The organism is Stieleria mannarensis (assembly GCF_014154935.1).
Classification (GTDB): Bacteria; Planctomycetota; Planctomycetia; order Pirellulales; family Pirellulaceae; genus Stieleria; species Stieleria mannarensis.
In genome coordinates, this window is sequence record NZ_JACEHH010000014.1 from 14955 (window position 1) to 38199 (window position 23245).

Annotated in this window: 12 protein-coding genes; 8 read left to right on the forward strand and 4 right to left on the reverse strand. The window is 58.3% G+C overall.

Features of this window, described 5'->3' with window-relative positions; all coding sequences use genetic code 11:
• Positions 1-3 precede the first annotated feature (3 nt).
• Entirely contained in the window at positions 4-639 is a 636-nt protein-coding gene (locus H1B37_RS11320; protein WP_182866770.1) for a DNA-3-methyladenine glycosylase, read from the forward strand.
• A gap of 129 nt (positions 640-768) precedes the next feature.
• On the opposite strand, the gene H1B37_RS11325 is transcribed toward H1B37_RS11320, so the two are convergent.
• Positions 769-3729 carry a PVC-type heme-binding CxxCH protein gene (locus H1B37_RS11325; protein WP_182866771.1) on the reverse strand — a complete coding sequence of 987 codons (2961 nt, stop codon included), beginning with the start codon at positions 3727-3729 and terminating at the stop codon, positions 769-771.
• A gap of 549 nt (positions 3730-4278) precedes the next feature.
• On the opposite strand from H1B37_RS11325, the gene H1B37_RS11330 reads away from it, so the two are divergent.
• From H1B37_RS11330 to H1B37_RS11340, 3 genes are read left to right on the forward strand one after another with little or no spacing between them, the layout of a single operon-like run.
• The gene (locus H1B37_RS11330; protein WP_182866772.1) at positions 4279-5127 is read left to right on the forward strand and encodes a hypothetical protein; all 849 of its coding nucleotides are present in this window, start codon (positions 4279-4281) and stop codon (positions 5125-5127) included.
• On the forward strand, positions 5109-7748 hold the full coding sequence (locus H1B37_RS11335; protein WP_182866773.1) for a DUF5724 domain-containing protein: 2640 nt from the start codon (positions 5109-5111) through the stop codon (positions 7746-7748). Before H1B37_RS11330 ends, H1B37_RS11335 begins: the two co-directional genes overlap by 19 nt.
• Complete coding sequence (locus tag H1B37_RS11340; RefSeq protein ID WP_182866774.1) at positions 7700-9085, forward strand: DUF4132 domain-containing protein; 1386 nt, start codon at positions 7700-7702, stop codon at positions 9083-9085. The genes H1B37_RS11335 and H1B37_RS11340 overlap by 49 nt, the downstream gene beginning before the upstream one ends.
• A 145-nt stretch (positions 9086-9230) precedes the next feature.
• Here H1B37_RS11340 and H1B37_RS11345 read toward each other — a convergent pair whose 3' ends face one another.
• The 3 genes from H1B37_RS11345 to H1B37_RS11355 all read right to left on the reverse strand — a co-directional run bounded on the left by H1B37_RS11345 (position 9231) and on the right by H1B37_RS11355 (position 14338).
• Entirely contained in the window at positions 9231-12053 is a 2823-nt protein-coding gene (locus H1B37_RS11345; protein WP_182866775.1) for a PVC-type heme-binding CxxCH protein, read from the reverse strand.
• A gap of 215 nt (positions 12054-12268) precedes the next feature.
• Entirely contained in the window at positions 12269-13618 is a 1350-nt protein-coding gene (locus tag H1B37_RS11350) for a two-component system sensor histidine kinase NtrB (RefSeq protein ID WP_182866776.1), read from the reverse strand.
• A 78-nt stretch (positions 13619-13696) separates the two neighbouring features.
• Positions 13697-14338 carry a carbonic anhydrase gene (locus H1B37_RS11355; protein ID WP_182866777.1) on the reverse strand — a complete coding sequence of 214 codons (642 nt, stop codon included), beginning with the start codon at positions 14336-14338 and terminating at the stop codon, positions 13697-13699.
• 462 nt (positions 14339-14800) lie between these two features.
• On the opposite strand from H1B37_RS11355, the gene H1B37_RS11360 reads away from it, so the two are divergent.
• The 4 genes from H1B37_RS11360 (at position 14801) to H1B37_RS11375 (ending at position 23228) form a co-directional block, all read left to right on the forward strand.
• On the forward strand, positions 14801-18031 hold the full coding sequence (locus H1B37_RS11360; protein WP_182866778.1) for a DUF2309 domain-containing protein: 3231 nt from the start codon (positions 14801-14803) through the stop codon (positions 18029-18031).
• Positions 18032-18103: 72 nt separating this feature from the next.
• Positions 18104-19498 (forward strand): proton-conducting transporter transmembrane domain-containing protein, encoded by a 1395-nt coding sequence (locus tag H1B37_RS11365; RefSeq protein ID WP_182866779.1) that lies wholly within the window; start codon positions 18104-18106, stop codon positions 19496-19498.
• 143 nt (positions 19499-19641) lie between these two features.
• A complete protein-coding gene (locus H1B37_RS11370; RefSeq protein WP_182866780.1) occupies positions 19642-21036 on the forward strand; it encodes a proton-conducting transporter transmembrane domain-containing protein in 1395 nt (464 codons plus the stop codon).
• A 161-nt stretch (positions 21037-21197) separates the two neighbouring features.
• Positions 21198-23228, forward strand: a complete 2031-nt coding sequence (locus tag H1B37_RS11375) for a SulP family inorganic anion transporter (protein ID WP_182866781.1) — start codon at positions 21198-21200, stop codon at positions 23226-23228.
• The last annotated feature ends 17 nt before the right edge of the window (positions 23229-23245 follow it).

Below are 23245 nucleotides of genomic sequence, written 5' to 3' on the forward strand. Positions count from 1 at the left end.
CCCATGGCCCGCCCGCACCCGCTTCCCGATCGTTTGATCGCCCATCGGCTCGATGCCGCATTCTACCGACGAGCGACGGCGGTGGTGGCGAAACAGTTGATCGGCAAGGCGTTGCTTCATCGGGTCGATGGCCAGTGGCTGGGCGGATGGATCGTGGAAACAGAAGCCTATCTCGACCGCAACGATCCGGCTAGCCATGCGGCACGCGGCAAGACCCCCAGCAACGCATCGATGTTCGCCGGTCCGGGGACGCTGTACGTTTATCCGATTCACGCAAAGTATTGTTTGAACGCCGTCACCCAGGACGAAGGGCAAGGCGCCGCCGTGCTGGTGCGTGCGATCGAGCCGATCTGGGGACTGGATCGGATGCGCCAGAGCCGCGGCCATGACGATCCGAAACGTCTGACTCGCGGCCCGGCGATGTTGTGCCAGGCACTGCGAATCGATCGCAAGGATGACGGCCGATGCCTGGTCCGCGACGAGGCGCTGGGGGTGTTCGATGCACCGTCACAACCGCCGCGACGCGTCCGCGTGACCAAACGCATCGGCATCAGCAAAGCCCAACACCGCAACCTCCGGTTCATCGATGCGAATTCGGACTACCTGAGCCGAAAGGTCCAGAGAACGATAGCGGGATAGGCGTTGTCCCTAAACCCGGCAAGGGGTGTATGAGGTAGCGGAATTCGCCAAGAATTTCGGCATTTCCCGTGTGGACTGCTGCGAGTCGAAAGCCTTGGCGGCTTCCGCAACGGGTTTAGGGACAAAGCTCTAGCGATCTTTTAAATAGGCCAACAAGTCCGCCATCTGCTGCAGCGTGATGTCTTTTTCGATGCCTTCGGGCATCAACGACACGTCGCTGGCTTTCATCTGTTCAATTTCCGCCCGTCCGATCGCTTTCGTTTTACCTTCGGCCATCTTCAAGATCACCGCTTCGCTGGTTTCCGATTCGATCAGCCCCGTCAGCACCGATCCGTCATCGGTCAAGATGGAATAGGCGGTGAACCGAGGCTCAACTTTGGCGTTGGGGTCCAAGATGTCGTACAGCAACGCGGGTTTGGAACGATTGCGTACGTCCGTCAAATCAGGGCCCGTTTCGTGTCCTTCGCCGCTGATTCGGTGACAGCTTGCACAGACGCGTTTGAACACTTGTTTTCCATGTGCGGCATCGGGCTTCATCACCAATGCCCCCTCGTAATCCTTGGCCACTTTCTGGCGATTCGGCGAAACGACACCGCCGAACAACTTGGTGGCTTCCTCTCGCAACGTTTCATCACCGTGCTTGAGCAGTCGCACGCGTTGATCGATGCTTAACGCCGAAGGGTTCATTTTGCCCTGTGACATCGCCGCGAGGGTTAATCGAGTGGATTCGGTCCGACGCAACAAGAACGCGATGGCCGTTCCACGGACCGACGGTCCGAGTTGCGACCAGCGATCCAAAATGATTTCCGCGGCAGCGGGCGAGCCGTTCCGTTGCAACGCCTCGATGCAGGCCGATTGGATTTGCACCGGTTGGTCGCTCGACAGCAACGCATGAAAGGTGTCCACGGCGGCGTCGAAGGGTTGGTACGCCATTAATTCGATTCCCGCGACACGGTCCGCGACGGATTGCTCGGGATCGGCTGCGATCCTACCGCTTTGATCGAAAACCGTTTTCAGTCCATCCATCGAATCGGCCAACGGTGCCGGCGGTTTGGCGATCAGACCGGCCAGCGACATCCGTCCATGCTCGCCGCGATACCGCGGCAGCCCGTCACCGATCCCGGCAATCGCGGCGGCACGCCACCAGTTCTGGTCATCGTCGCGGCCGATCAACCGAAAGACGCTTTCAAGTTCGTCCATATCGCCACGGGCACCGACGACTGCGGCAAGCCGTCGGACCAAGTCCAATTTGCCGTCCGTACCGGAAACACGAAACGCGTCGTCGTCGATCAACCCCGCCAGGACCGCACCGCTACGCTGCTTGGTCGACGTCAGCAATCCGTCGGCAAAGGCGTTGTCGTGTCCATCGCGTCGCGCCAATTGAGTCAGCGTCGCGGTGGCCTGTGGTGAGCGGTTGGCCGAAAGTGACAACGCGACTTGGAAACGAACTTGTGCATTCGCGTCATCGGCGAGACCGATCAAAGCGTTTTGCACGGCATCGTCTTCCATCATGCTGCCCGCCAGTTTTGCCGCCGCGACGCGACAATGAAGATTCGCGTCGCCACACATTCGCCGGACATCGGCAGGTTTCACAGCCGACAAGCCGTCCAAGGTCCAAAGGGCATGCAGCCGTGTCGTCGGCGAGGGTGACGCGAGTAGTTTTCGCAATTCGGTAACCTGTGTTTTCGCCTGCTGTTCGACCAACAAACGTTGACCGAGGAATTGTCGCCATCCATTATCATCCTCAAGCAGGGCGACCGAATCGGACTCGGATTCCGGTGGAGAGAAGGATCGAGGGGCCGCGTCGCGGGGCACGATCCGATAGATTCGACCGCGATCTTCTCCGGCCCGCCAATCCAGTTTGGCGGCGATCTCCGGGGGCAGGAACTTGGGGTGTTCCACCCACAAACGATACATGTCGGCCAAGTACAGCGCACCGTCGGGACCGGTGGCCAAGCTGGACGGCCGGAACCAGGTGTCGGTCGACGCGATGAAGTCACTTTTCTCCTCCGCTCGTTTCGCGGTGAACTTCAGCGGGGCCGAGTCCACGATCGAACGTGTCACCAAGTGCCCGATCGGTTCGCAGACGAACACGCTGTTGCGAAATGATTCGTCACCCAGGTCACCGATGTACGCCGTCGTGCCACAAGCCGAGGTGTGCGTTCCCGCGTGTGACAAGTAGTTGCTCTTCATTTCAACCAGCGGAAAGACTTCAGATTGTCCACCCGAGGGTGCGACGTCGTAGTACGGTGCGCTGACGATGTGATACGGATTCCGCGCCAGAACGTTTGGCGGCAGAAAGGTCGTGATGATCGGGTTCCGGTTGGTGCAATAAAACCGATGCCCCCAACGATCGACCGTGTTGCCGAACTGCCCCATTCCGCTATCCGATTCGAATGCCATGGTTTGGGGATTGAACCGAAAGTCCTTGCGTGGCAGCGTGACCGTCGCATCGGGATCCTTCGTCGAAGATACTTTGCCGGGGCCATAATTCAGGTACACCCAATTGTCGATTCCCCAGCGTGGGTTGCCGATTTGCATTTGCGGGTGGGCGGGTGTGAAGCCGTCGAACAAGGTTTCGTTAACATCGGCAACGTGATCGCCGTCGGTATCTTTCAAGAACAACACTTTGGTTTTCGCACCGACCAGCAAACCGCCTCGGTAGGCCATCATGCTGTGGGCAAAGTCCAGTTTGTCGGCGAAGACGTGTCGACGGTCGGCCACACCATCGCCATCGCTGTCTCGCAGTAGAACGATTTTTGACAGCGGATCACCGCCGTCTTCGGGACCGATCGGGTAGTCACCATATTCGACGACATACATGTCCCCACGCTGGTCAAAGCAGATCGCGACGGGATCGCGGACCAACGGCTCGGCCGCGAACAAAGTGATCTCATACCCCGGTTCGATTTCGATCGCGTCGAGTGAATCAGCGGGCGACTTCGGCGGTGCCGTTTCCTGCTCGACCCAATGCCGACCGCCACGGTTGCTTTCAATCACCTCCAACGCCGATTTCGCCTCACCCTGCTCGGCAGAGATGGCCGACGAAGCGATCAATAAAACAACAAGTAGAAAGGGGATGAAATGCATGTTCCACCAATGAATTCAAGGCTGTCGTTGGATCGTAAGGAAAGCGGGCAGTTGAGGTTGGTCAAAAAATGGGTTGGTCAAAAAATGAAGGCAACCAGATGACCGGTGGTCCGTTGGTGGCGACGCGCAATCTTTTGACCAGCAAATCTTTTGACCAGTTTTATCTCTTCACAATCATCTCAACTTAACCTGCGTCGGAGGCATCAGCTAACCGACCAGATCGCGGATTTCAGTTTCGGAGTGTGTGGTGAGCAATCCATCGGGCATCGCAGCGGGTGTCGTTTCTTTGACGATTGCGATCGAATCGATGGGAAGCGTGTTCGTGGCGGGATGGGGCTCTAAGGCGGATGGCGCGGGCAGATGCGTTGACGTGCAGGCGTTGACCGCGATCGGTTATTCTACTCACCACCGCAATCTCCATGTTCCTGAGCCGATGCGTTTTTTCGTCGGTTGCATTGGGAACGCACCGCAGTGCGTCTGTGAAACCAGTCGAACTGCTTGCAAACGCGGTGGCGTTGCAAAACACGTTGTGAAATCACAGGTTCAACATTGAGTACGCTTGAGAAATTGGTTTCGTCGCTCCAAGTCACCGACGCGACAAGCGACCGCGTTGCGGCTGCAAAACAATCCACGTCACAAATCACCGACTTGGAACTGAGATCGATCAGCGAATTCTTGGTTGAAACCGGCATGTGGTTCATGGCCAAGAACGCTGGCGGTGGTGAAGACGAACAAAAGCACGATGCCAAGCGAATCCAGCGACTGATGGGGGAACGAAGCAACGAAGACCTGGAGCCCGTCTTTGCAGCCGTCTTTGGTGGCTTGAGTGCAGAGGTCGCGAATGCCTGGCAATCTCTACGCCGGTTGCCATTTGACACCATCCTGTATGGAATACCCGCGCGATGTCCCCGGTTGAGTTCGGCGACGCTGCAACTGCGATTCTTGTGGTTATGTGAACTGGCCAAGGTCGTCTACCGTTTTCCAGCGGGCTTGGTCACTCCCGAATGGCTGGCCGTTCACGGGGCCGGATTGAAGCTGGAGTCGGGGGCCAATGAAATGTTGCGGTTGTTCGGGTTGGCGAGGAGCGGTGCAGCAGAGCAGGATGTGGTCGGCCGGTTCCTGGGCTGCGTCATCGCGACCGAATCTTCCAGTGGAGAAAACGTCTACGAAACACTCGCCTTGATTGCACAGGGAAAACATCCCGTCGGCGAAGTCGGGAGCTATGTGTATCGAGCGCTGTGGGGCAGCAATCAAGATCGCGCGCACGACCTGCTGATCGATTTGCTTCGATGCAGCCAAGAGCCGGATCAAATTGAGTCCATTGTTTGCAGCGCTACTGATGGGGGCCGAAGGCGATCGCAGCGGTATTGCGAGTCGCGTTGGAGGCTCAGCTTCTGAATCAGAAACCGATTGCCGAATGCATCGGTTCCTGGCTCGCCTTGCGACTGGCCGATGTCGATCTTGAGCACCGCATGGTCTTGGTGGAACCTTTCACACTCGCCCTCGAAGGCGGCGTCGGCGACACCACGTCGAATTTTCAGTCGGCGGCGTTCGATAGCGAGGCGGAGTACATTCGCTTGATCACCACGTTGTTGATCGACGCCTCGGAAGTCCCCGCGCAAGCGTCCGAGCTACTCGGACAGGTCGATGCGGATCGTCGCATTTTCATCGCCGCTCTGCTGCGTCAAATCAACTTTCCGAGCGCCCTGGGCGAATCAGTCTCGCGATTTTGGTTGACGCTACTGGACGACGAAGATCTGAACGTTGCTTCTTTGGCCATTTGGTGGCCGGATGATTACCCGGTGCCGGCAGATGGCCGTCAAGTGCTCGACACGGTCCAACGCGTCCAGCAGCGGCTATCGCAACATCGCGGCAAACTTGGCGAAGACGACTCGGGCAAATCGAAGGAAGAGGCTCAGATAAAACTGGCCGCAATCATTGGCGCTGTCGCAGATCATGTACCGCTCTCTGTGGCGCTCGAGTATTTCCCGAATGCACGTGCGGGTGAATTTTGCGATTGGAGACCCTACCAAATTCACTTCACCGCGTGCACGATCGCAAGTCCAGAAGAACGCGCTGAAGCGATCGGGTTCATCAAGCGGTCTAAATCGAATGAAGAAGCTTGTCTGTTGATCGCCGCGGTGGCCCGAGATGGAGTCTCGCCAACCGACCTTGAATGGCTTCGACCCTACCTGGAAGTCAAAAACGACTACAGCCGACCCCAAGCGGCAAGTTTGATTGCCGCCAATGCTCCGGAGCAAGACTTGCGTGAGATCGTTGACGCGATCCTTTCCGAACGCAAAAAAGAGATCCGCTTGGGCGGCCAGATCATTCTTGACGAAATGATCAATGCCCGACGATCCACCGAATGGGCGGTGCAACGCGTGGTGGATCTGTCCACGCGTAAGAAACTGACCAAAGTCGAAAAGACTCGGATCGACCAAATTCGCAAATTGATCCCCAAACGTCTTCTCACCCTCGCAAAATCGAAACAGGAAACGGAATCGCCAGCACAGCAGACGATCGACACCGAACCACAAACCGAATCGCCGCAAGTCAGCCCGGTCAAGAAGCCTGGTTCGCATCACCCCCAGTTGGACTTTGAACAAATCTCGAAAACGTTCCGACAACTGACGGAATTGGTGGAGCAGCAAAAAGACGTTCACATCAGGATGATGCACTATGACGAGGTCCGCAGTGGCCGTTTGATTGAGTTGAATATCGAACACCACGCGACCAAGGGGTACGGCATCTCCAACAGACTCAACGACGACTTTCCGTTGACCGAGGTTTGGCAATCCTGGTACGAGTGCAAAAAACAGTCTGGCCTCCGTGAGTCATCAGTGCTGGAACAGATTTATGTCATGGTGCACTTGAACCGGCTTCGGAAGGCCGCCCCCATTCATTCGGAAAAGCATCAGCCTTATCTCGACTTGTTTGTGTGGGATGATCCGCTTCTGCAATCCGAGGTTGCGAAGCACGTCTTCGGTGTCGTGTGTTGGCTTGCAAGCAAGAATGCGAATGCTGCCGGCGCGCAGATGTTGCTCGATTATTTCGAAGGTTACCTCGCATCGATTCCCGAAGGCGTCTGGTTGGCCGATGCCGACCCGTATGCAACACGATGCCGGAGTCGCCATTCCTCCGGACTGCCGATCGCTCTCGGTCGCTGGGAGCGATTGATCAATGATTATTTGCTCGGTTTCGATTGCCAATTTCCCCCCGACGTTGCGGAGCGATACTGGCAATTGCTTCGATTTGTCGATCAACCGGCCCAGGATGTGCCGAGTCTGCCGCCGCAGATGCACATCACAGCCGGTGCGTTCGGTGCCGGGAAAGCAACCGTCGCCGATCTACGGGAGACTTGGCGAACGTCTCGCATGGGCGGAAAACCCCTGCAAGAAGCGACCGACGTGGATGAAGGGGCCAACGTGATTCGAAAGCACGCCCAACCACGGGCAACGGAATACGATGCCGCCTTGAATGAGTTCATTGACGAATCCGTGGCAACGGCCCTGTTTCAGAAGTCAGATGATACCGACGACGCAATTCGAATCGCCGGGCGAATCCGCTCCTACCCAGGGATCACGCGTTTGATGGCGTTGCTCAAATCCTTGGGAAAGAAAAAGCTGTCACGATGGAATCGCCAAAAACGCAACGAGGTGACGAAAGCGAACGTACTGCTTCGGCAATTGATCGCCTACTCGATGCCGGGCGACGGAGAAACCTGGGAGCAGTTCGATTCGATCGTCCAACAGGCGCTCAACGAGAAACAGCTGGATGAAAAGAGGTTGCTGGAACTCGCCCTCGCTGCGCCTCAATGGGCCCCGTGGATCGGGCGATCGATGTCACGAACCGGGCTTGTCGATGCCGTCGAATGGTTCATTCATCAGGCGGGTGAAGACTGGATTTACACCCCCCCCTGTTTGTCCGGCACAATTTCAGCCACGGCGATGTCGATGCATTCCCGACGATGGATCAAATCATCGAGTTGCCTGACCAGGCGTATCAGGTGTGGCTGAAAAGCAGATCCATCGACTCGGATATTGATTCAGAAGCGGATGTCTTCGTCGACATGGAATGGTTCGAACGCGCATCGCGAGAAATCGACGCCGCCCACTGGATGGAATTGGAAGAGTGCTTGCCCGCCATCGCTACGCCGCAACGCGTGACGCAGATCCGGACGATCACCGAAGCACTGCGGGGCGAGACGAATCCGCAAACGCTTCGCAAGCGGATTGAGTCGGAGATGAATGGAATCGATGTTCAAGCACTCGCCCTGATTCCGGTGACCAGCGGTGACGGGCGTGAAAGCGATTTGGCCGAGCGAATGAGGATTTTGCAGGAACACCTCCGCGCCGCGAAACGACTCAAGTCCAGCAAACGCGATCAGGCAATCAGCGTGAATCGACACGCGCGCGAGACACTCGCCAAGCGCGCCGGCATGAACGATCCCCAGCGGCTGGAATGGTTCGCCATGATCGACATCCAAGATCGGATCGACGCCGTCTCGCCGATCGAGATGGACGACACGAGAATGGAACTGGTTGTCCAAGCCAATGGCCAGCCGAGCATCAAAGTCACGAAGGCTGGCAAGTCGCAGAAATCCATTCCCGCCAAACTTGGCAAGACGCCCAAGGTGAAGAAACTCAAGGAGTTGCACAAGGAGCTGCGCACCCAAAGCCGACAAGTCGTCCAGTCCTTGGAACAAGCGATGGTGACGGGGGCAACCTTCGAATCCGCCGAACTGCAACGACTGCTTCAAAACGGGCTGATCGGTCCGCCACTGAGGTCGTTGTTGTTGCTGCACGACCAACAGCTGGGATTCCCCCGATTGGTTGATGGCCGCCTTGCGTTGGCCCAGATTGGCGGGCGAGAATTCCCCGTCGATCGTGAATCACAGTGCCGGATTGCCCATGTCGCTGATCTCGCCGAAATAGATTGTTTGAAAGAGTGGAGAAATGCGCTGGCCGATCGCGTCCAAGCAATCCGGCAAGTGGATCGTGAACTGTTCCAACCGACCAAAGCCGAATTGGCGTCCGAAAAGCCGTCAATCACCCGTTTCGCGGATTACCCACTTCGTGAGGACCAGACCCACGCGATCTTACTAAAAATGAACTGGCGTTCCGATCGGTATGAAACCCCGTTCACCTATGTCCAGGATCACCCGTCTTCCAACGTCACGAGTGTCGCAGAGCTCGATTTTCCGCCCGGCGACGCGGATCACGTGTGTATCAAGGAGGTGTGGTTTGCCGATCCGCAACACGCTGCGATCGCATTCAATGACGTCGATCGTCGTGTGATGAGCGAGACGATTCGACAGATCAATCAGATCGCAACCTCGGCTGAAACCGATTGAATCACATGCGTCTGTTGGTCATAACATTGAGTGGTCAAAAAAATAAGGCTGGCGATCCAGAACCGCGTCTCCATCCGACGGTTCCCATTTTTTGACCAACTCATTTTTTGACCAACTCATTTTTTGACCAACTCTCCACCCAATCTCACTCCAATTCCACCTGCGTCGGCGACATCAGGTAACCGATCAGATCGCGGATTTGTGTTTCGGTCAGTGTCGTCAGTAATCCATCGGGCATCGGCGAGAGCGTCGTTTCTTTGACGTTTTCGATCGAATCGATGGGCAGCGTTTCTTGGCGGGATTGCGTTTGGATGACCATGGTTTTGTCGTTCTTGGAAACCACCAAACCGTTCAAGACGCGACCGTCGTCCAGCAACACGATGGTCATGCGGTGATCTTTTCCGACGACCGCGCTGGGGTCGAGAATATTCTCCAGCAGGTACTCCAAACTGGATCGCTGGGCGCCGGTCAAGTCGGGGCCGATCTTTTCTCCGTCACCGAACAACCGATGGCACTGCGAACACGTCTTTTTGAACAGCACGCGACCGGCGGACAGATCGGCATCCGCGAGCACATCACCGGAAAGCTGTTGCTTCATCGCGTTGATCTTCTCGCGGCGATCGGAGGGCGAGTCGCGCAGGGCCCCCCAAGCCTCGGTCAGTTTTTCGCGCAAGGCATCATCACCGAATCCCAGAATCTGGCGGGCGTGGAACGCGGTGACGTCGCCGCGCGGAATCGGGTCTTTGTCGGCGTCGATTCGATCCAACAGTGCCGCCGCGAAGCTCGGCCGGGAGACCAGGATTTCGATCAATTGGGGGCGGTCGCTGATATGGAACCGCCGGTACATTTTGGCCAGTTTTTCAGCGACGGCCGGATCGTTGTACAGCGACAATCCCTGAGCCGCGGTCGCATTCAATTCACGTTGTCCGAGCAGCGACTCGCAAATTTCACGCAAATCGTCCGGCCGGGCGCTGATCAAGCTCCTCAGCGCCGATTGACGCGTCTGCAGCGGAACCTTCGATGATTTAACGATGTCGCGCAATTCATCGATCGCTCGGCCGTCGCCGAACAGCAAATTCAATTCACGCACCAGATCGGGATCGTCCGCTGCGGCTTGGCTTTGGGAGAACGCCGACCAGCCATCGGGCACGGGAACTTTCAACCAGCCGCGATAGGCTTCGGACATGCCGCGAAGAACACTGGTTTGGAGTGTTGCCGGCAAGTCAAGTGAAACACTCAGCAGATTGTCCAGGGGCTGCGGCGTTGATTCTACTTTCGTCGCCAGTCCACGTGTGATCCAGCGCAAAGTGTCGGGCCAACGGCAGCGTGCCGCCACATCGACCAACGCCGCCGGATCGTTTTCGACCAAGGGCATCAATCCGAACCAGACCATCATCGGCAGATCGCGATCGTCGGCGTATTGCCCGTGAGCGACAATCTCGGCTGCGATGTCTGCGCGATGTTCGACGGGTAATCGCTGCAACGTGGACGCCAGAGTCAACTGGACAAGACCGGAGGTGTCGTCGATTGCCGTTTGCTTGAGTGCCGCCAACGTCTCGGGATCATCGGGATAGGTCGCATCACGCAGTGGTCCCATGAAGGTGTCCAGCGGCCAGTGGTCGGTCAACAGCCGGATCGCCCAGACGCGGACGTGTTCATCGCGATCGGTCAGCAACCCACGCAGTTGCCGGGGCGTGGTTTTCCCGGCCTGGTAGTCACGCCAAAGCTGTGGCAGCGTTCCTTCGCCGGCCAAACACACGGGTTTGGCGAACGCGACGCTGGGCTTTTTGCCCGCGGTGTAGCTGATCTTGTAAACACGCCCGCTGGTTCGATGGACACCGGTGTGATCGTGGCACTCACCGGTGTCGCTCCAGTCCAAAACATAGACATCGCCGTCGGGACCGACGCTGATTTCGATGCCGCGAAAGAACGGGTCTTGGGAAATGAAGAAATCCGGTTGGTGGCTGGCCGAATACCCGGCGCCTTGGCGACGGAGCGATTCGACGTTGGCCCGCAAGCCGTGCATGTTCAATGTGAACAGTTTGTCGTGGTACTGTTTCGGCCAACGATCCGATTGATAGATCATCATGCCGATGTGCGCGTGGCCGCCGCCGAGATCGTTAGCGGCTCCGGCGCGACTCTTGGTCCAAGACCCCGAACGATCGTAATGGTAGTGATCGGCGATCATGTCCAACCGCTCAAACACCAACGGGTTCGGGCTCTCGCCGAAGGACTCGATGAAATGCGCACCGGGGATGCTATGCCAAAGGTGGCCGATCACCGTGTTGATGAAAAACAACTCTCCGTTAGCGTCCCAGTCGGATCCCCAGGGATTGACCGTCCCGTGGTTCAGGACTTCGACGGTCTTTCGCTGGGGATGGTACCGCCACATGCCGCCATCGATCGGGACCCTGCGATCGTCAGGCGTCCCGGGGACGCCCAGATTTCCGGGACAGGAATGGCCGCATCGTCCGTACAGCCAGCCGTCGGGCCCCCAACGCAGACCGTTGGCAAAGTTGTGGTAATTGCTTTGCGAAACCGTGAATCCGTCCAACACCACTTCGGGCGGACCGTCGGGAACGTCATCGCCGTCGGCATCGGGGACAAACAACAACTGTGGCGGGCACATCAACCAAACACCGCCGCGACCGACTTCGACGCTGGTCAGCATTTGCACTTTGTCGGTGAACACCTTGCGTGATTCGGCGTGTCCATCGCCGTCGCGGTCATTCAAAATGATCACTCGGTCTCGCAGCGAGAGGTCGAAGTGTTGCGTGCGATCGGAATACGTGTAGTTCTCGGCCACCCACATCCGTCCGCGCTCGTCCCAGGCCATCGCGATCGGATTGCGAACTTCGGGTTCACTGGCGTAAACGGTCGCCCGAAAGCCGTCGGGCAACTTCATCGTCGCGGCCGCCTGGTCCGCCGGCATCGGACTGGCCTGCGAATCCGCTTCGTTATTGAACACGGGCGGAAAATCATCGGCGGTGCAATTGCCGGCGAGACAAGCGATGAGAGCAGTCGCCGCGACGCAGATGGAAAATGAGTGAGCGATCGAATTGCAGCGGTGGTACACGTCCGAGAACTCGCGTGGATCAATAGGGAGGGAACAGCCAAACGCGGCAGGGGCAGCCGAACACTATAGCAGCAACCAGCCAGCAGGGCCGCAATTCGCAGCCCCCGCTACGCTGGCTCGCCGATCGGCAGCATCACCGTAAACACCGTGCCTTGGTCACTGGATCGGAAATCGATGCTGCCGTCGTGTTGGCGAATGATCTTGTCGCACAGCGCCAGGCCCATTCCGGTACCCTCGCTGCGGGTGGTGAAGTAGGGGTCGAAGACTTGGGACTGGATCTCGGCGGGAATCCCTGATCCCGTGTCGCTGACCGCAATTGTCACGCTGCCGTCGCCTCCGCGGACGTCAAACCGAAGCGTTCCGCCGTCGGGCATGGCCGCCAGGGCATTGATCGCAAGGTTCAAAAAGACCTGCTCCAGCCGGGTCGAATCGGCTTGGATCGTGCCGACCATTTCCGCGGGCGGATCGACGACCAACTTAACGTTTTGATGTTCGGCTTGGGGACGCAGCAGTCGCGTCAGCTTCTCAATCAAGAACACGACATCCACCGGGGCACGTCCGAGTTCGGCGACGGAGGCATAGCTGCGAAAACCGTCCAGGACATCGTTGATGCGTCGCACCTCGGTGTTCAAAATATCCAGCAGTTCGGCGACTTCGTGATCTTCGCTTTCATGATCCAATCGTTCGCACAACAATTGGATGTGCAGCGAAAGGGCGCTGAGCGGATTTTTGATCTCGTGTTGCAATCCGGCCGCCAGGGAACCGAGCCCCATGTAGCGTTCCATCCGCCGCAGTCGTTCCTCCATCAGCGTTTTTTCGGTGACGTCGCGGAGGTGGATCACCATGCCGATTTGATCGTTGTGGCGGTTGTGCAGCATCGTGCACCCGGCGCGGAGTGTGGCTTGGTGACCGTTTCGGGTCACGCAATAGTCACGGTCTCGGATCGGGTGATGGTACGTCGTGATCTCGGTACAGATCGCATCCAACAGGGCGTGTTGGGGGCCGATTTCGGACAGCCGGATGCCGACGCCGTCGCCGTCGAGCCCGATCAGCTCTCGGCCGCTGGGATTGGTGCTAGTGATGACGGCGTTCTTGTCGGTGGTGATGACGCCGACGTCCATGCTGGCCAAGATGTCCGCCGAGAGAACCCGCACGTCCTTGAGTGTTCGTTCGCTGCTCAGGTAACCACGTACGACCAAGGCGAACGCGATGGCGGTGGCGATGATGTTCAGGACCAGCACGATCGACAACCCGCTCTGCAGACTGAGATCGCCGGAAAGTTCCTGGGCAACTTGCAAATCGCTCTCGGGCAAATGCTGAATCAGCCGCGCCACGATCTCCTGTTCGCGACGAACGTTGGACAGGATCCAAGCGGTAACGGAGACGGCGACCAGACTGAGCAGCGCCAGCCCGAAGGCGAAGCGACGAACCCCTCGTCCGTCGTGGGAATCAAACATCGTGCGCTGCAGTAGATAGAACGGCTGTCGGAATGGACCAATCAAAGGTGCGATTTTAGCCGCTGCGGCAAGGGGAGATTATGAGATCCGTTTCCTCGGCGCGATTTTTTCGATCGTCACGAACTGATGCGACATCGGGACATAGGCCAGGACACGTGCCGATCGGTCATCGACGACCCAGCCATGCAGTCGCAGTTGGCCGGTGGCCAGTCGATTGCGGATAAACGGATACGACCTCAAGTTTTCGAGTTGGTAGAGGGTGTGCTCACAAATCATCAACGTTTGCCGCTCGCTTTCGGTCGTGTAGTGGTAGAAACGATCTACCACCCGACGCGCGTTTGCCATGAATCGACACCCCGGATCGGAGTCGCCATTAAGAATCGGCTGTTTCATCCAATACCGCACCACCCGACAACAGAGGTGACTGCAGACAATCACCTCACGCACCCGCTGTAGCACAATCGCGTACTCGATGCCGGCCACGGTCGAATCGTAGGGCTGGTCCGAACGCGGGATAGAGGCGGCCAGGTTTTGCACGACCGTGCATTGCCCCGGATCGGCGAACGACAGCATGTCGGGAGCAAGGTCATGTTCGGCGCAACCGACGATCAGAATTCCCGGCGGTGACGATCGAACCGACTCACGCAAGTCCGCGAGTGTGCCAAATTCAGCAGAGGCAAATCGGTGCAGGTGTTTTTTCAATTGGATACGTCGATGCATCGCCCGCCTCAGGGAATTGATCTGTCTTGGTCCGATTCATCCGGCGACGCATACGACATGCCAATGCATTCCCAGGGGGCAAACGCTGAGCGACTTGCCCAAGCACGGCAGAACGTGATGCAATTCAATGCACGTTCTGCAAACGGCTGCAGGGCAAGGGGACCGTAGTGCTCACCGCCCCCCCCCCCCCCCCCCCCCTGTGCAAAGGATTGCACGCCGGTGCAATGGCGTGCACGTGCCCGGGTTTGATGCGGTGGGAGCCGCGATTCTCGACAGTGGATCGTCACGGAATCCAATTTCTTTTGACGCGCAAGACCGGTCAATTGGACGGTGATTTGCGGGCTTCTCGGCTGAAGCGGTGTCTGTGCCGCGGCAGGCGGGGGCGGATTGGTACGGCCTGTGCTGTGCGGGAGATGCAGTGAACCAGTTGTGATCGCTTCCGCCCGAATCCTCCATCGACTCATGCAAGATGCGCCTTCAACATCCACCTCCCCGACTCAAGGATTAATTCACGTCGGCGCGTCTGATCAATCCGACTTGCGAGCGGTGATCGAGCACGCGACGCATTTCTTGCCGTCCCAGGGACCGATTTCGGTTTTTGTGCACCACAACACGCTGCATTCGTTTGAGGATCTGGCGTTTGATCAGGCCGTGATCGAAGGCGGGCGGCGCTATGGTTGCCAACCTTATTGGTCCGAACAGCGATACCGCAGCGAACTGGCCCGTGGACGGATCTCAGTCGATGATCTCCGCCAGGTCTTGATGGACGATCTGGGGGAGGACGCTGATGAGTTGATCGCCAGCTTTGGAACGCGCTACACCCTGCGGCTGGCCATGCTTCAAATGACCCTGCATTCGGCCCCCGAAGCGGAGTTGAAATGGTTGTTGGCCGAATCAGATCTGCTGACACGATTTCGCGCCGAAGTCTCTTCCGCGCGGGCCGAACAGATGGTGGGAAAGACGCGCAGTTGGGTGATGCGGCATCGCGACTTGTCGACCGTGGCCATGGAGCGAACGCCGGACGACCGCTCAAACGTCGGACAATCCCAGGAGGCTCCGACACGTTTGCCCGAGGTCGTGTTATCGGCGATCGACGCTTCTCATGGCCGCACGATTCATTCATGGTCGGATGCCAAGTGGGAAGCGTTCACGCTGAGACTCTTGTGGCAGGTCACCCGCCAGGGCGTCGAGTCGGCAGGCCTGCCCGATTGCGAACGACGCGACCCGATTCGGTTGCGAGACCTGTTGTTGAACGTGTCCGGCGAAGACATCGATGTGACCGTCAACGAAGTCCTGATTCGGTTCTGCGGCGCCTTTCTGGACCAAGGGTTTTCCGACTGGGCTCTACCGGACCGTGAGTTGGGATTCGCGCGCTCATTTGCGACCTTGTTTCAGGGGACGCCGGCGATCAGTCCGACCTGGATGAACGGGATTTCCGAGGAACTCAATGCGATCCAGGCCGGACCGTTTGATGCCTTGCAATCGATCCGGAAATCGCTTGACGCATTGGGGATCGGCGCGGATGAAGTCGAAGAGAAACTAACTTCGACGCTGCTGGCGCTTCGGGGCTGGGCCGGAATGATCTGGCAGATGGAATCCAACACGCCGTTCCTGCAACAACCGATTCCCCCCGGGACGCTCGATGAGTACCTGGCGATCCGATTGTTGTTGGAACGTCATGCGATCGCGGAATTCGGCCGGCGGCACTACGGGACGCGCGATTACCAACAAATACGTCGGGCCGCCGAAAGCCGACGCAAGATCGAACAGGGGCCATCGACCGACGAGCGGACCTACACGATCTTTCAACTCGCCCAAGCCGGCGGCTGGACTCCCGAACAATTGGTCGCGATGACGCCCGAACAATGGGCTTGTCTGATTCGCGAAATCGAATCGTTCGATTCGATCCATCGACGTCGTGTACTGCATGCCGCCTATGAACGGCACTATCGGATCGCGACACTCGATGCCATCGCCGCCCACTCGGCGCGTCGGCGCGAGCAACGCCAGGAGGCGAGCGACGCTCCGCCAGCGTTCGCGGCGGTCTTCTGCATCGATGACCGCGAAGAATCGTTTCGGCGGCATCTCGAAGAGGTCGCCCCACAATGCCGAACCGCTTCGGCAGCCGGCTTTTTTGCCGTCGCGATGTACTACCAAGGGGCCGATCATGCCCACTATCGCGCCCTGTGCCCGGGTATCCTGACGCCACAACACTACGTCCGCGAAGAGCCGCTTTTTTCTGCCATCCAGGTCGGCCAAAAACGTGCCCAGCGACGTCGACGGATCGGCTGGTTCACGCATCAAGTCCACACGCATTCGCGGACGATGATCGGCGGCTGGGTCACGGGGATTTTCGGGGCGTTGGCGACGTTCCCGATGGTCGCACGCATCCTGGCCCCGCGGCTGACGTCGAAGATTCGTGAAACGATGGGTTCGTTCGTCAAACCGCCCGCGACCGAACTGCATTTGGAACGGATCGCGCCTGCACCGGGGCCGGATCCGGACGCGCTGGGATACAGCTTGGAGGAAATGGCGGGAATCGTCCTGCAGATCCTGCAGGACATCGGCATGGTCGACAACTTTCCGCCGATCATCGTGTTCTTTGGTCACGGCAGCGGCAGTCTGAATAATCCCCACGAATCGGCGTATAACTGCGGTGCGTGCAGCGGAGGACGTGGCGGTCCGAACGCGCGAGCGTTTGCGATGATGGCCAACGATCCCCGTGTCCGAAAACTCGTCGTCGGTCGTGGCGTGGAATTGCCCGAAGACGTCCGTTTTGTCGGGGCGTTTCACAACACCTGCAACGACGACGTCGAATACTACGATCTGGACCTCTTGCCGCGGACGCACCGTCCACTGTTTCGACGCATTGAAAAATCTGTCAACGAAACGCGGGCCCGCAACGCACACGAACGCGCCCGGCGTTTCGAATCGGCCCCGCTGGATCTGACGCCCCAGGAAGCGTTGGAGCATGTTGAAGAGCGCGCCGAGGACCTTTCGCAGGCCCGTCCGGAATACAACCATGCCACCAACGCAGTCGTGACCGTCGGCCGCCGCGACTGGACGCGTGGTTTGTTCATGGATCGGCGCGTGTTTTTGACCGAGTACGATCCGGCGGTCGATGATGACGACGTCACGGTGTTGTCGCGGATCCTTCGCGCGGCGATCCCGGTTTGTGCCGGCATCAGTTTGGAATACTACTTTTCCACCGTCGATGTCGAAGGCTATGGCTGCGGATCCAAGCTGCCACACAACGTCGCATCAATGATCGGGGTGATGACCGGAGCCGCCAGCGACCTCCGTCCGGGGTTGTCGCAACAAATGGTCGAAATCCACGAACCGATGCGAATTCTGTTCGTGATCGAAACCACACCGGAAAAGATGGACAAGATCATTGACGAGAACCCAGGGATCCGGCGATTGGTCCGCGGCAACTGGGTGCAGGTCGCCCTGATCGACCCCGAAACGTCGACCATCCTGCGTTATGTCGATGGCCGGTATCAACGTCATGTCCCGGAATCGACGGAGCTGCCTGTGGTGGCGTCATCGATCGATTGGTACCGCGGCCGTCGCGACCACTTGGGTTATGCATCGATCGAACCCGATTCCGAGGCCCTCTCTGAAAACCATGGCCGCGAAAAGGGGACGGGGGTTAATAGCCGGCACGGCCCTCCGGGTGCTTCGCACTATTAACCCCCGTCCCCTTTTCAACCCGCACTCCAACACCACAGACGCTTCCGCCGGCATCATGCCGACTTTCCTTCCATGATCCCTCTCGAAGTCCTTTTTCAGATTCTCGGCACGACCGTCTTGGCCAGCCCGGCTGTCTTGCTGGCGGTTCTCGGCTTGTCCTCGTTGATCAATCGTCCGCTCAGTGAAACTGCGATCGCCCGGCTGACCCAGGGCGCAGTGCTGTGTGCGTTGCTGCCGGCGATCGTGATCTTGGCGATCATGCTGGGCACCGGCATCCGTCATGTCCCGATCGAGTTGGGGAATTGGGTGATGCTGCCGGAGGAGCAATTTCATTTCCATTTGAAGTTTGTTTTTGACCGGCTGAGCATCCCGTTTTTGATGTTGTCCTGTGTGTTGTGCGGTGTGGTGGGAGCGTTCACGCGGCGTTACTTGCACCGTGAAGAAGGCTATGGACGTTTCTTTCTTTACTACGCCATGTTCTTTTGCGGCATGGTTTTGTCCTCGCTTGCCAGCACGATCGAAGCGTTGTTTGTCGGCTGGGAAATGGTCGGCCTGTCATCGGCGTTGCTGGTCGCCTACTTTCACGATCGGACCAATCCGGTCCGCAACGGGCAACGGGTTTGGTCCATCTATCGGCTCAGCGACGCGGCGTTTTTGATCGCCGCGATCACGATGCACCACCTGACCGGACGCGGCGATTTTGGCGGATTGATGAGCAGTGGGATCTGGCCCGAGGGAACGGCCGCGATGACGTCCAGCCAGGCGTTGATGGTCGGTTCGTTGTTGCTGGTTGCCGCGGCCGGCAAATCGGCACTGTTCCCCTTTAGCGGTTGGCTGCCGCGGGCGATGGAAGGCCCCACGCCGTCGAGTGCCATTTTTTACGGCGCGCTGTCGGTCCACCTGGGCGCGTTCCTGTTGTTGCGGCTGAGCCCGATCATCGAAGCCTCGTTGACGCTGCGATTGATGGTCCTCTCTCTGGGGATCGTCTCGGCGGTCTGCGGCGGCATCATGTCGCGGGTCCAGAACGACGTGAAGGTCTCGCTCGCCTACGCCTCATTGACCCAGGTCGGAATCATCGTCGTGGAGATCGGCTTGGGGCTGAAGTACCTGGCGCTCGTTCACATCATGGGGCACGCCAGCCTGCGAACGATGCAATTGCTTCGCGCCCCGACGTTGCTGAGGGACTATAGCGACTTGGAGAACAAAATCGGCACCCGTTTGCCGCGTGATACCTGGGTCGGTGCAGGCTTCTTGCCGCCGGGTGTCCAGCGATGGTGTTATCGATTCGGATTTGAACGAGGCTTCATGGACATCGCGTTGGACAAATGGGTCGTGCAACCGTTTGTGCGTTTCTTCCGCTGGTGCGATTCGGTCGAGCGACGGGCCACCGATGCGTTGTCCAGCGAGGCATCGCGTGAATCCGACCAAGCCGAATTGCATCCCGAAGACTTTAAATCCGCAGCATGAGACTTTGTCCAGAACAGGAATCGTGGTCCTAGCCGTAGCGGAAGTCGCCAAGACTTTCGGCGGTTCGTGCTGCGGGCCGAAACTCTTGGCGAGTTCCGCTACCTCGATACAAAATTCGACCATGCACAAGCGTTTTAACAACCATGTCTGAACTTCATTTCCCCTGGATCGAAATCTCCATCCTGGTTCCCCTGTTGGGGGCGGTTTGGATCCAGTTGCTCGGCGAACGTGAGAACCTTTTGCGGCACGCGATCGCGATCTGTTCGCTGACGTTGGTGTTGACGATCGGCGAACTGATCGACTTTGTTTCGATCGGCTCCTTCGAAGCCCGCGACCATTGGTTGTTGCTCGACTGGTTGTTCAATCGAGACATTTTTGTCGTCGATGAATTGAGCGCGTTTCAATTGCCGCTGGTCGCGTTGATCTTTTTGGTCACCGTGATGTCAACGCTTCGCACCAAGGCGCCACGTTTTTCGCTCAAACTGACGCTGGTTTCCGAATGCTTGATGCTGGCGACGTTCAGTTGTCGCAGTTCATGGATGTTGATCGCATTGTTGATCGTATCGACCGTCCCTCCGTATTTGGAATTGCGGAAACGCGGGCGGTGCACTCGGATCTACGTGCTGCACATGGCCCTCTCCGCGGCACTGCTGCCGATCGGTTATGGATGGTTGAGTGCGGTCGATCAGACCGGTTCGGCGATCCTGATTCCCGGCGCGCTGTTGACGGCGGCGGCGTTGATTCGCAGCGGGATTTTTCCGTTTCATTTGTGGATGACCGATCTGTTTGAAAAGGCGACCTTCGGGACCGCGATTCTTTTTTCCACGCCGCTGGTGGGGGCGTATGCCGTGATGCGGCTGGTGTTGCCGATCGCACCGTCTTGGGCGTTGCAAAGCATTGCCGTGCTGTCCTTGGTGACGGCCGTGTATGCCGGATCGATGGCGTTGATTCAACGCGAAGCGCGGCGCATGTTCTGCTTTTTGTTCCTCAGCCAATCCGCACTCGTGTTGGCCGGGCTGGAACTGGTCACTCCGATCGGGCTGACCGGCGCGCTGTGCCTGTGGTTGTCCGTCGGACTCTCGCTGACGGGGTTCGGGATCACGCTGCGTTGTATCGAAGCGAGAATCTCCCGCGTGGCGCTGGCCGACTATCACGGCTTGTACCGCCAGATGCCGATGTTGGCCGGATTCTTTTTGCTGACCGGGCTGGCGGCGATCGGGTTTCCCGCGACGGTCGGTTTCGTCGGTATGGAATTGCTAATCGAAGGTGCGGTGGATGTTTATCCCTTTGTCGGGACGATGGTGGTGATCGCCGCGGCGCTGTGCGGAATCACCGTGCTGTCGGCCTACTTTCGCATCTTCACCGGGCATCCCACTCGCACCCTGGTTCCGATGCACGCGCGACCCGCCGAGCGGATCGCCGTGCTGGTGTTGACCGTGTTGATTCTGGGCGGTGGCTTGGTGCCGCAACCCGGCGTCGCCTCACGTTATCACGCCGCAAAAGAACTGACGCGGCTACGGGAGTCGCCTAAAGGCTAGACACCAACGCTTATGCCCGTGCCATTCGTGTCAGATACCTTCGCCGGAAAGTGATTCCCCGGCGCCTCCCACGCTCTGGCGAGCGTAGCTACATCAAACGCAAGTCTGGCACCCCACAACAACCTTTCGAGATCATTTGAAAACCGACGCATCGTAATCCTATGAATTCCCCGACCATCAACCAAAACGACGTCCCACGCGGAAATCTGCAGGGCTTTACCGGTTACTTCAAGCACGACTTCATCTCGGGACTGCTGGTCTTTCTGATCGCGCTGCCCTTGTGCCTGGGGATTTCCATCGCCAGCGGCTATCCGCCGATTGCCGGCATCTTCACCGCCATCATCGGATCGGTCGTGGCGACGCTGATGAGCAATTCGGAGCTGACGATCAAGGGCCCCGCAGCCGGGTTGATCGTGATCGCGATCGGTTGCATCGGCGAGTTCGGCGGCGACGGAATGGTCGGCGGTTGGAGCGAAGCAGACCAAGTGGCCTATCGGGCGGCGTTGGCCGTCGGCGTCGCCGCGGCGGTGCTGCAAGTCTTTTTCGGCATCTTTCGCGCCGGCATCTTGGGCGAATTCTTTCCGATCTCCGCCGTCCACGGCATGCTGGCGGCCATCGGTGTGATCATCATCGCCAAGCAGATTCCCGTGGCGCTGGGCGTGAGTGCAACCGGAGGGCCGCTGGAATTGATCCAGCAAATCCCCCACTTCATCGCCGCGGCCAATCCGGCAATCGCGGCGATCGGTTTGACCAGCGTGTTGATCATGTTCCTCTGGCCGATGGTCGGCAACAAGGTGCCGATGTTGAAGGTCTTGCCGTCACCCTTGATCGTGCTGGTCGCGGCGATCCCGATGGGGATGGTGTTCGACCTGATGCACGAGCATTCCTACACGCTGCAAAACCACGAATACCAGCTGGGTGAAAACTATTTGGTCGCGATGCCCGAACGTGTCTTTGGCATGTTCGATTCGTTGACCACGCCGGATTTTACGGCGCTGCAACAACCTGTTGCTTGGAAATGGGTGTTCATGTTCTTCATCATCGGCAGTTTGGAATCATTGCTCAGCGCCAAAGCGGTGGACTTGATCGACCCTTGGCGCCGCAAGACGAACATGGATCGTGACATGGTTGCGGTCGGTGCCGGGAACCTGTGTTGTGCGTTGGTCGGCGGATTGCCGATGATTTCTGAAATCGTGCGAAGCAAGGCGAACATCGACAACGGCGCCCGCACGCGATTCGCGGATTTGTGGCACGGGATGTTTTTGCTGGTCTGTGTCGCTTTTATCCCCATGGTGCTGCACCGCATTCCGATGGCCGCGCTGGCGGCGATGCTGATCTACACCGGTTTCCGATTGGCGCACCCCACCGAGTTTTTCAACGTTTGGAAAATCGGCCGCGAGCAATTGGTGATCTTCGTCGTCACGTTGATCGCCGTGTTGGCCACCGACCTGTTGATCGGGATTGCGATCGGCATTGCCACCAAAGTTGTAATCCACCTGTCCAACGGCGTCCCGTTGCGGTCATTGTTCAAGCCCGAGATCGAAGTCAGCAGCGATGACGGCCAGACGGTGCGATTGACCGCGTACAAGTCAGCGGTTTTCAGTAACTGGATTCCGATTCGCCGCCAGATCGAACGCGTCGGACTGCTGCAGGACAAGAACGTCGAATTGGATCTGGCAGAAGTCGAGTTGGTCGATCATACGGTGATGGACAAGCTGCACGAGATGGAGAACGATTTCCAGCAACAGGGACTTCAATTCACCGCGCTGGGACTCGAATCGCATCAACCGTTTGCCGCCCACGCCCAGAGCGCCCGTCGAAAGGGCCTGTGCACGGTCCAACGGTTGACCATCATGACCGATCCGGAATTGGAAGAAGAGTTGGAAAATGCGATCGTCGCTTTGGGGGCCAGCGGTTACACATCAACGCCCTGTCGGGGGCTGGGGCGGCGTGGGATTACGAATGAATTTCGCACCCCGCGCGCCCAAGTGCGGATCGAAGTGATCGGCACCAAGCAAATCTGCGATTCTGTGGTCGATTACCTGCGCCGCGACGCCCAGGTCGAGCACCCGCTGGTGTTTACGGTCGAAGAAGTCCGGGTGGCGCGGTTGGATGCCTTCGCGCCCGTCCCCGATTCGACTCAACCTGCGGTGGACCAGGAAGAGGACCATTTGGACCCGGTCGGCCATTGAGCGGGTTGCGTCCCAAT

Excerpts from the sequence above, each read along its gene's own strand:
- H1B37_RS11320 (WP_182866770.1), top strand. The coding sequence starts at position 4 with ATGGCCCGCCCGCACCCGCTTCCCGATCGTTTGATCGCCCATCGGCTC.
- H1B37_RS11325 (WP_182866771.1), bottom strand. The coding sequence starts at position 3,729 with ATGCATTTCATCCCCTTTCTACTTGTTGTTTTATTGATCGCTTCGTCG.
- H1B37_RS11340 (WP_182866774.1), top strand. The coding sequence starts at position 7,700 with ATGGATCAAATCATCGAGTTGCCTGACCAGGCGTATCAGGTGTGGCTG.
- H1B37_RS11350 (WP_182866776.1), bottom strand. The coding sequence starts at position 13,618 with ATGTTTGATTCCCACGACGGACGAGGGGTTCGTCGCTTCGCCTTCGGG.
- H1B37_RS11355 (WP_182866777.1), bottom strand. The coding sequence starts at position 14,338 with ATGCATCGACGTATCCAATTGAAAAAACACCTGCACCGATTTGCCTCT.
- H1B37_RS11360 (WP_182866778.1), top strand. The coding sequence starts at position 14,801 with ATGCAAGATGCGCCTTCAACATCCACCTCCCCGACTCAAGGATTAATT.
- H1B37_RS11365 (WP_182866779.1), top strand. The coding sequence starts at position 18,104 with ATGATCCCTCTCGAAGTCCTTTTTCAGATTCTCGGCACGACCGTCTTG.
- H1B37_RS11370 (WP_182866780.1), top strand. The coding sequence starts at position 19,642 with ATGTCTGAACTTCATTTCCCCTGGATCGAAATCTCCATCCTGGTTCCC.
- H1B37_RS11375 (WP_182866781.1), top strand. The coding sequence starts at position 21,198 with ATGAATTCCCCGACCATCAACCAAAACGACGTCCCACGCGGAAATCTG.